We start from the raw sequence: 9,112 nt of genomic DNA, 5'->3' as shown, positions 1-9,112 counted from the left end.
GTCTCGTGGTTGGGACGAGAACGGTACGACGATTGCCGTAACGGTCAAACCTTCAGGAGTCCCCCGGCAGAGCCGGGGGTTTACCTATTATTAATTAGTTTCATAATTTTATTCATTAAGAAAGTTTACTTTAGTATATCGTCAGTTAAATTAACTCTGGCAGAGTCTGTGACTTATCTATTGTTTTTGCATCTGTACGACCGAGATTGTTACTTACGAAATGTGACCAATAAGCTGCTTGTCCAAGCATGAGCATCATAAGAAACTGTATGGGATTAGAGTAGATATGAAAATTCCTATAATGTAGCGTCACGGCGAGAAGCAGCAGACCGACCGTACCTACTCTGAGCAAAATGCGGTGTATCTCTGGGACAGATTCGTTTTTAGCAGCGCGCGCTGAAGTACGAGCACCGGACAATAAAATAACAATAAAAGCCAAGTGCCCCATAATGCCAGTCTCCCATAACAGAATAGTGGTACTGGATGTGTTAGGTTGAGAGGAAAAGCGATGGACTAACTCACCCGTACCAATTCTACTGGCAAAAGTTGCACCCATACCATAGCCAAACAAGCTGTGTTGCAGATCACCGCTCTTAACGTTAATGTCCAGCCAGCTACCTAAATTGCTAACTCGCCCCAATTCATCTCCAGAACTAGATCTTAGCTCTGGATCAAACTGCATCATTATCCGATCATAAGTTGAAGTCTGTTTGACTGTATTCTTATAGTGAAGCTTTTCGTAGACTGTGAGCAAGCCGCCAACCAGTAAGAATAAAACGATCAAAACTATGACCGACTCTAAGGGCCGTCGCAAAAACTCTCTACGGTAATACAAGCCAATAACAACCGGTAGCAGTAAAACCACCCCCTTGATTTCCGCCAGAGCCATCGTACCAAGACCCGTCGCCACGACCAAAGCCACCCATACCCCATTTAACTTACCACCACGCCATAACGCAATGGCAGTTAGCATGGCAATCAACAACATGAAACCCATCCCGGCACTCTCACCGCCACCATCGATATTGCCATGAAATGTGCCTATCACAGCATCCCAAGGAGAAAGCCGAGTGCTTTTTTGGGACACAAAAAAATATTGATAAAGCGCCATGGGTAACTGCAGTATCGCCACTATCATAAGGGCTTTCCACAATTGCACCACCATTTCCTGACGAACCAGACCAAACATGAAGACCATCATCAGTGGCCACATTAAAAAGTAGTGCCGTGATGCATTCACAAAATCTGCAAATTGGGGTTGATCAATGACAGTGGAGAAAGTTACCAATAATAGAAAGATAGCAGGCCAGAAAAAGTCACTTGAAATGGTGATTGGTAAAGTGCTAGTTTTGCTGCGTAACAGGTAGAGTAGCACAGATAACAACAGTGCCACACTCATCAAAGCACTAAGCCATTGAAATTGAGTTAACTTTAAGAAATATGAAATTGGCCCAGTAATTAAGAATGTCACAAGAAATATAAGCCATATCACCCAGGCTGTAGGTGCAGCAAGAATGAAAAAAAGACCATATAGAGCCAACAAAATAATAAGAATGTATAAATTACCGAATGCGGCTACTATGCCGCTTAACACAGAAATACACAGAATACCAATCAACATCAAAACAATCGGCAATACCCTAGAGCCCTGATTATTATTAGTTTCTAACAAAGTCGGTGCTTTCATAAAAACTAATTTATTCCGTTAAGTAGTATTACTTTTATGTCATCTTCTATCGAACCAGACCAAGCAATCAAAGGCATGGTAGCATTCCCAGTAACCGGAATTGTTCGTAGCAGAAAAAATAGCAAATAAAATCGTTTCTATTACGTGTAAACGATATATTCCGATCGACTTGGAAGGTTAAAGAATTCATTACACGTCAACTACTCTTTCATCTAAAAGTTATACAAAGGGTTTCTGAGAATCCTGGTTGCAACCTGACTAATATATAATTGATCAAAAATATATTATCCATTTCCAACTAGGATAGTACTGGTATGAATCGTCTAACGTACCGGACATCAATTTCCTCAAAGCTGTATCGATAGAAAAGCGCCGTATCACCTGCTTTGTAAGCTAACGAGTGTGCTCCGAATTACACTACTCTCTCCATAAAGAAATACACTGATAAAGCACAATAGATTGATCGGGCTTGGAATTTTCAGTACAATACTCCGTCTGGATTTAGATGTTCCTTTACGCATATTATGAGCTTACCCAAGTTGCTCAGATAGCTCAATCAAGTCTCTCCACCGACAATCGCATCACTTCGACATCTACGCAGACCACTTCATATCCTTTTGCTTAAACTATAAAAGTATTGCTCCACATAGCCGACACCAACGACCCTTCGTGTTTCCTTTTTATTCTCGCCGTGAAGTTACCCTGGTTTCTCTATTTCTTCAATTGATCGCCGCGCACATCCAACAAACTCAAGGATCCACTAATTCCTCATTGTAAAGCTACAACATTAATAAAGGTTTAAAGCGGGACACATTCTCGCGATAACCAGCATATCGCCATAATTCCACAATATAGAAATCTCGATATTCCTTATCGACCTCTCTTGTGCATGTATCAATACATCGATAAAATTACATTTTATACTTCAGAAGCTCCTATTAGTCTGATGCGTTTCATGACGTCAACTGCCGTTAACAAATCTTGTATAAAAATAGACTGGAGCTGATAGGCTTTGGCTTTGTCTTTATCATTATCTATGGAAGAAACGCGCACCAACATACCGTCAGCCACCCGTCCAGTCAAACCATAACGCAATTGCTGCAATTTTTGATCGAGACCTGGCAGAACGGCTTTATTACCAACTGTGACCCAGTAAGTGATAGGTTCGTTACGATTACCTTTAACCGCTAACAAACGCTTTATCGGTAATTTTCCATAGTTTGTAAGCAATTCGTCAGCAAAAATATTCATTATTTCAAAACCCTGTGCGTAATAACACACCTCAGGTTTATGTACTGCCAGATTGTCACTCTGATCGCCACCATACGCCACAGAAAGCATAATACGCTCGCCCAGAGTATTAGTGTAAGTTCTTGATATAGTTTGGTTATATATCTTATCAAGCTGGGCCTGTGTTTCTGCATCAACTTGTAGTGGTATAATAGTCTTATCTATTTGCCAATCCCCAAAGTGAGCAGGAATCAAAACTTCTAGATCTACCATCTCCTGCTGATCCGCAATTTTAACGTTGGGGGTCAAAGCCATTGTTAAGGCACCTGATGACACCATCAATATACCTAGAATGATGCTGGTAATTAAAGACTTTTTCATTAACTCTCCTTAGTACAATAGAATTTATCCGATACATAAAAATCACATCAATAAAAAATAACTAAAATCCATATAAAAAACATAATATTATAAGAATTAAAAAACCTCTGCAGATCTAGATATTTTGTAATTTATTAACTATAAATTAAGCGGCATTTATAGGCTGTATTCTAACAAAATATTGCAGTATTGAATCTACTCCCAGAATAAGTATTAGTGCGCTAATGAACAAAACCATCCCAGCAAATCCATGTAAAAAACCCTGTCCAGCGGCATCGCCATAATGGAAAGTAATCAAGGTGAGAACCGTAACGCGAATAACATTAGCAGTAAAAGAAATCGGTATAATAAGAATAGCCAATGCCACATTCCGGAAGATTGAAGTATGGTGAACAAGATTCAGATAAAACAACCCCAATGCCTCCAAAGTCAGCAGTGTCTGGAGCCCAGCACAAGCATCGGCCACAAGAAGTTGATATTGCCCAATTTGCAAGATAACGCCATTGCGCGCTATCGGATAATTTGCCCAAAACAAAATATTCTCTGCAGTGTATGAAACCGCCATTTTCATGGGCATAGTAAGTAAACTAATCAATGTGCCGGGCAATGGAATCATAAATAACAAGAAAAAAATCGGGAACCACATAGATTTAAAAGCACTGCTTCCGCGTTTTATCAGCAGAATAGCAGCTAGAGCTGTAACAAAAGAACCTAATTCAAAAATTAATATCTGTTGAGAGCGACCAATAATATAAAGCAAAAGAGTCATAAAAAAAATTATCCATCCAAGAACTGAAGTTGATTTCCCTCCACTTCTTTTCATCATTTCTGGCCACTTGCGATAAATAAGCCAGAGCGAGAGAAACAAGATGATTGGGCCATGCGCTTGTTCTTCTTTAGTCCAAATTCCATTTGCAAGACCGTAGAAAGTAGGTACATATAAAACCAGCAATCCTAGAAGCACAGGCAACCAATCTGCTATAATTTTCTTATCGACATGAAGTTTGTACGGAATAGCAATCATTTATCTATTGATTATTATGGAATTTATTCTATCAAAATGGAACCAATTACCTCAGCACCACTGCCTCTAAGCTGCTCATTCATGACATTTATATCATTCAAGCGATTATGATTTCTTTGCGCAACTATCAATACACCATCTGTACGGGCGGCGATAGCAAGTGCATCTGCACCATTCGAGAAAGCTAAAGTATCGTAAAGGATAACATCGAACTGATTTACAAGTTGATCATTCAGTTTATCGAATGTAGAACGGTTAAGAATCTCCAAAGGATTAGGCGGAAGCGTTCCTGCTGGTATAACTGAAAGATCAATAAACGAATCAATTCTTGCAATTACTTCAGAAATATTAGCACGATCGGCGAGTACATCAGACAAACCTTGCTTATTCTTTAAATTGAAGATTTCATGCTGCTGCGGATAACGCAAATTAGCATCAATCAGCAACGTGCGCTCTCCAAGCTGAGAAAACACTACAGCCAGATTAGCCGTAAAAAGACTTACTCCATCATCGGGATTATAACTAACAATTGCCAATGCTTTATGTCCTGAGGTAAACCAGCGTAACATCAACTGACTACGTACCGCACGAAAAACTTCTACTTGCGCACCGAATGGTTGATAAGCAACTACTAGCCCTGGTGGATGATTTCCTTGCCCAGGTAATAGGTAAGGATAATCAAACTGCTGTGCCAATACTAATTGGATATCCGTCTCAGTTATTAGACCTAATTTTAGTGCAGCGTCACCAAAACGCATACCACTCTCTTTCTGCAACCGCAGTACACGCTCAGCTTCAACTGGCGTAATTTTCCCCATGTCCAGCAGCATGTGCCCAATACTGAATTTACGAAAGGAGGGTATATTTGTGCTGATAGCGCTAGAATCAGTATTTTTTCTTGTTTCTAAGGGGCCTGGAATACTCATTTTATTTTTCCTGTTCTAAACCTAGAGATTCATCGTATCAAACGTGGCCAGGCCAATTGCAACAAGCGCGTTCGTTTAGTTTCTCCCCGCTTCATAATGCCAAGTACCGGAACTTGAAGTATATCGACCAAATCTTCTGCAGAACGCACACGCCGGTCAAGCATCTCAGCTAGCAAACCAACCCCCAATCCTAGGGCACTACCCAGAAATGCTGACAGAATCATATTAAGCAATAGTTTTGGACTATCCGGCTTATCAGGAATTTTTGCTGTATCGAGTATAGAAACACTTGATAGATTAGATTGTCCTTCGAGATTAGTTTGATTTAAACGCTGCATAGCAGTGTCATATGCCTGCTGAGTACCCTCCACAGCTTTAACAAGAGGTAGGAGTTCATCCCTCGCTCGATTAAGAGTCAATACTTTAATTTTTTGCTCTTCAAGTGCCGCGCGTATTCCACTTTCCTGATTGATAGCAGTATTTGTGGCAACTCTTATATATTTATTAAGCTCTGCTCTCAGTTTTTCAACCTCCGCTTTTGCTCCTGCGTAACTGGGATGACTGCGCCCCAGTTTCTGCGAAATTTCAGAAAAATTAGACTCAGCCTGTGTCAGGCTTAACTTGAGGTTATTAATCATTGGATTCCTACCAATACTATTCTTCTCACCACCAGAGGAGTTATTATCACTTGCCCCAGATACTGCCCCCATTACTTCCGCTTGAGCAACTATCAATTGACTAGAGAGATCATTCAATCGTTTTGTTTCAACGTCAAGACGGTAATCCACATCAACGATCCCATGCTCATGCTGGTACTGAGATAGTTTCTTCTGTGCTATTTCCAGCCTGTCACGCAGCACGTTAAGCTGCTCAGTAAAGTAGGCCGCTGCCTTTTGTGAAGGCTCAACTGTGAGGCGAATACTCATTTCCTGATAAGCATTTGCAAACGCATTTGCAACCATTGAAGTAAATATAGGATCGGTACCCGTAAAGCCAATGCCAATTACATTGCTATCTCGCGAGGTGTCAATACTCACAGTATTAACTAACCAGGTAGCCACCCAATCACGCAACCCCTTATTGCTCTTGCTATTCTCATATTGCACTTGTACAGCCTCACCCTGATCAAGCCTAAGTTGATCTACCACCATCAATGCAATTCTGCTGCTCTTAATGATATCTAACTGAGTTGCCATGTAACTTGCATTTTGCTGTGCGGGCATTATCACGCCAGTAACAGGATCAGCTCCTTTATGAGTAAGCACCAATGTTGCTACCGACTTGTAATTCTTTGGCAACAACAGACTCACAACCATAGTAGTCGTTACAGTCACAATAAGTGTAAGCAAGATAAGTCTGTGACGTGCCAATATAATAAGAAAGAATCGAGAAAGATCCATGCGTTAAATCCCAGTTTAAATCTTATCTAGTTACAATAATTTCTTGATAATTAATGCCTAAGCAGTTCTTTAACGAACGAATATCAAAATAGACTCTCTTTGATATAAACTACATCGTCAGGCTCAACCAAATCGCTAGATTTGACAGTTATTATTTGTAAATTCCCCTCAGCATCACGACGCTGAATCCGCAAACCACGTTCAGTACCGCGCTGGGTCAACCCACCGCCTACTGACAGCGCTTGTATAACTGTCATATTACGCTCAAGTCTATAAGTTCCAGGGCGCTGAACTTCCCCGTAAATATAAAAACGAGGTGCACGCTCAACATAGATAAGATCATCACTACGTACATTCAAATTACGAGTTAAGTCACCGGAGCGAACCATCTCTAAAACATCAATCACTTCTTTAGCAAATTTATTCCCACCTGAACGAATCAGGGTAACTAGATCACCTCCTTCTGGCAATATCCCTCCTGCCATCGCAAGAATATCGGTCAGACTACGCTTACCTTCAATTGGATAACGCCCCTGGTTTCGAACTGAGCCAAGTACTGATACCATCTGACTCTGCAAAGAACTAGTTAAGATATTTACTTGTGGATTACGCAGAATATCACGACTTTTCAGTAGATTTACTATCTTGCGTTCTGCTGCTGAAGGAGTTAATCCATCTACTAATATCTCGCCCAATAGGGGAAAAGTTATAGCTCCCGATTCGCTCACTCTTGTTTCTGTAGTGAGGTCGGGCTGCCCATAGACAAATATTTTTAATGTATCTCCAGGACCCAATACACTTTCCCGAGTCTCACCGGCAATCACGCTACCAATACAAATCATCCAGAGTAATGTAAAGATCATCAGAATCTTCAGTTTATTCATAACATATATCATTTGCCTATAATCCTTAATTCATAACACAATATATTGATAACAAATAAATTTTCCTGGTACAAATTTATACTCACTTTATTCCCATCATACCACGCTCAATTGTCCCTTCCGAAACCGGCTCTGTTAAATTTAAATTATTAGTAACATCAGAGAGAGGAGTCACTGTTGATTGGGTAGCAGGCTTTTCCGCTTTGGATGTTGACACTCTAGCATTAAAATACTCTATTTTTGCTGCTGCGCGTAAGCGCGCAACTTCTGCATCGGCTACTTCCTTGTATTTTTGATTAATCAAGAATTTCTCAATCTGAGACGCCGCAGCTGAAGCTGTGATCGGACTACCCTTGATCGCATTAACGGAAATAAATAGACTATTCTCTTGCTCGTTGATGATAAAAATGGTGTCTTTATTTTTCTGCTGCATCATTGCCGCCATCTGAGATGGTAGATCAGTAGTACTACGCGATGCTAAGTTACGGAGATACTGTACTTTATTTTTATCAAGCCAAGCTACTACTTCGTCAAGTGATTTAGCTGTATCTACAATTTTTTTAAGTTCATCGCTAAGATCTTTAGTTGCAATGCGTACTATCGTTAAATCAAATTGCTTACGTTGTGCAAAATATTCGGGATGTTTTTGGTAATAATTATCAATCTCAACTTTGGATGGTTTAGCAACTTTACTTACAATATTTTGCATATATTCTTGTGAAATAATTTGAGCATTAGCTCGTTCACGCGCTTGCATAACATCGGGAGTCCGATCAAGTTTGTTATTTATAGCTTCGTCCATAATCAATTGACGAGCAATTAGTGATTCCAATAATTGTTTGCTAGCTGCTTCATATTGATCAGGACGAATATTGGCACGTTTTATTTCATCATTAAGTTGAAGCATGGTAACTTCCTTGCCATTAACACTAACTAAGGCTTGTCCAGTTTTTTTTTCTTTAGATTCACTGTCGCAAGCTGCGAGAACCAAAACTAAAATACTCACATACCCAATCAATATCATCCGTGCATATGTTAATACCATAGTACTTTTCCCTTTATAGTTACAAATATATACTGAAACAACTTTCAGCGTGTCTTACATATCACCGCATTAAACACAAGTAATAAGATCGAGTGATCATTCTTTATTAGCTACGACAATTAAATTAGAAACTTTAACACTTAAAGTCTCGTCTCACAAAATATACTAATATCTTTTAAAAAACAAACATATATTAAATAGAAAAACCAAATATTACAAAGCTAATTTATCCACATATAAAATCACTTAAGAAGAAAAAGAAGAATTTAAAACAGCTGATTATGTGCATATTATCCGACAATGAACTTGGCACTTTGTTTCAGCGCAATCACCTCTGCAGTAGGATAATGCTATTATTAGGCTATGTAGTAATTAACTGTTGAAATTGTCTTGTTTTTCCAAGTGACATTAGGAAACAAAGGGTTGGTGTAACATCCTGACCGAGACGGTCAATCATTCTATGCCACCCCAGATAATTCGCAAGATAGCGTATTGCTACACCATGGAACTTCGCCATCCATTGTCTGAGCCGGCT

The 9,112-nt window shown here is 39.7% G+C and carries 7 protein-coding genes and 1 pseudogene; all 8 read right to left on the bottom strand.

Annotated features, from left to right (window positions below; all coding sequences use genetic code 11):
• Positions 1 to 145: 145 nt before the first annotated feature.
• Positions 146 to 1,687 (bottom strand): hypothetical protein, encoded by a 1,542-nt coding sequence (locus ACH10T_RS12555; RefSeq protein WP_394809604.1) that lies wholly within the window; start codon positions 1,685 to 1,687, stop codon positions 146 to 148.
• A gap of 918 nt (positions 1,688 to 2,605) precedes the next feature.
• Positions 2,606 to 3,298, bottom strand: coding sequence for an exosortase-associated protein EpsI, B-type (gene epsI / locus ACH10T_RS12550; protein ID WP_394809603.1), 693 nt, complete (start codon positions 3,296 to 3,298; stop codon positions 2,606 to 2,608).
• 145 nt (positions 3,299 to 3,443) lie between these two features.
• Complete coding sequence (xrtB, locus tag ACH10T_RS12545) at positions 3,444 to 4,322, bottom strand: exosortase B (protein ID WP_394809602.1); 879 nt, start codon at positions 4,320 to 4,322, stop codon at positions 3,444 to 3,446.
• 23 nt (positions 4,323 to 4,345) lie between these two features.
• Positions 4,346 to 5,248, bottom strand: coding sequence for a chain length determinant protein tyrosine kinase EpsG (gene epsG, locus ACH10T_RS12540; protein ID WP_394809601.1), 903 nt, complete (start codon positions 5,246 to 5,248; stop codon positions 4,346 to 4,348).
• Between the two features lie 29 nt (positions 5,249 to 5,277).
• Positions 5,278 to 6,648, bottom strand: a complete 1,371-nt coding sequence (gene epsF, locus ACH10T_RS12535; protein ID WP_394809600.1) for a chain length determinant protein EpsF — start codon at positions 6,646 to 6,648, stop codon at positions 5,278 to 5,280.
• A gap of 83 nt (positions 6,649 to 6,731) precedes the next feature.
• Positions 6,732 to 7,532, bottom strand: coding sequence for a polysaccharide export protein EpsE (gene epsE, locus ACH10T_RS12530; RefSeq protein ID WP_394809599.1), 801 nt, complete (start codon positions 7,530 to 7,532; stop codon positions 6,732 to 6,734).
• 82 nt (positions 7,533 to 7,614) lie between these two features.
• A complete protein-coding gene (locus ACH10T_RS12525) occupies positions 7,615 to 8,577 on the bottom strand; it encodes an EpsD family peptidyl-prolyl cis-trans isomerase (protein WP_394809598.1) in 963 nt (320 codons plus the stop codon).
• Positions 8,578 to 8,938: 361 nt separating this feature from the next.
• Positions 8,939 to 9,112: pseudogene (locus ACH10T_RS12520) on the bottom strand (IS1595 family transposase); the annotation flags it as partial.

This window comes from Nitrosomonas sp. (genome assembly GCF_043753625.1).
GTDB lineage: Bacteria > Pseudomonadota > Gammaproteobacteria > Burkholderiales > Nitrosomonadaceae > Nitrosomonas.
Note: the sequence above shows the minus strand (reverse complement) of the source record. Positions and strands in the feature narration are given on the sequence as shown.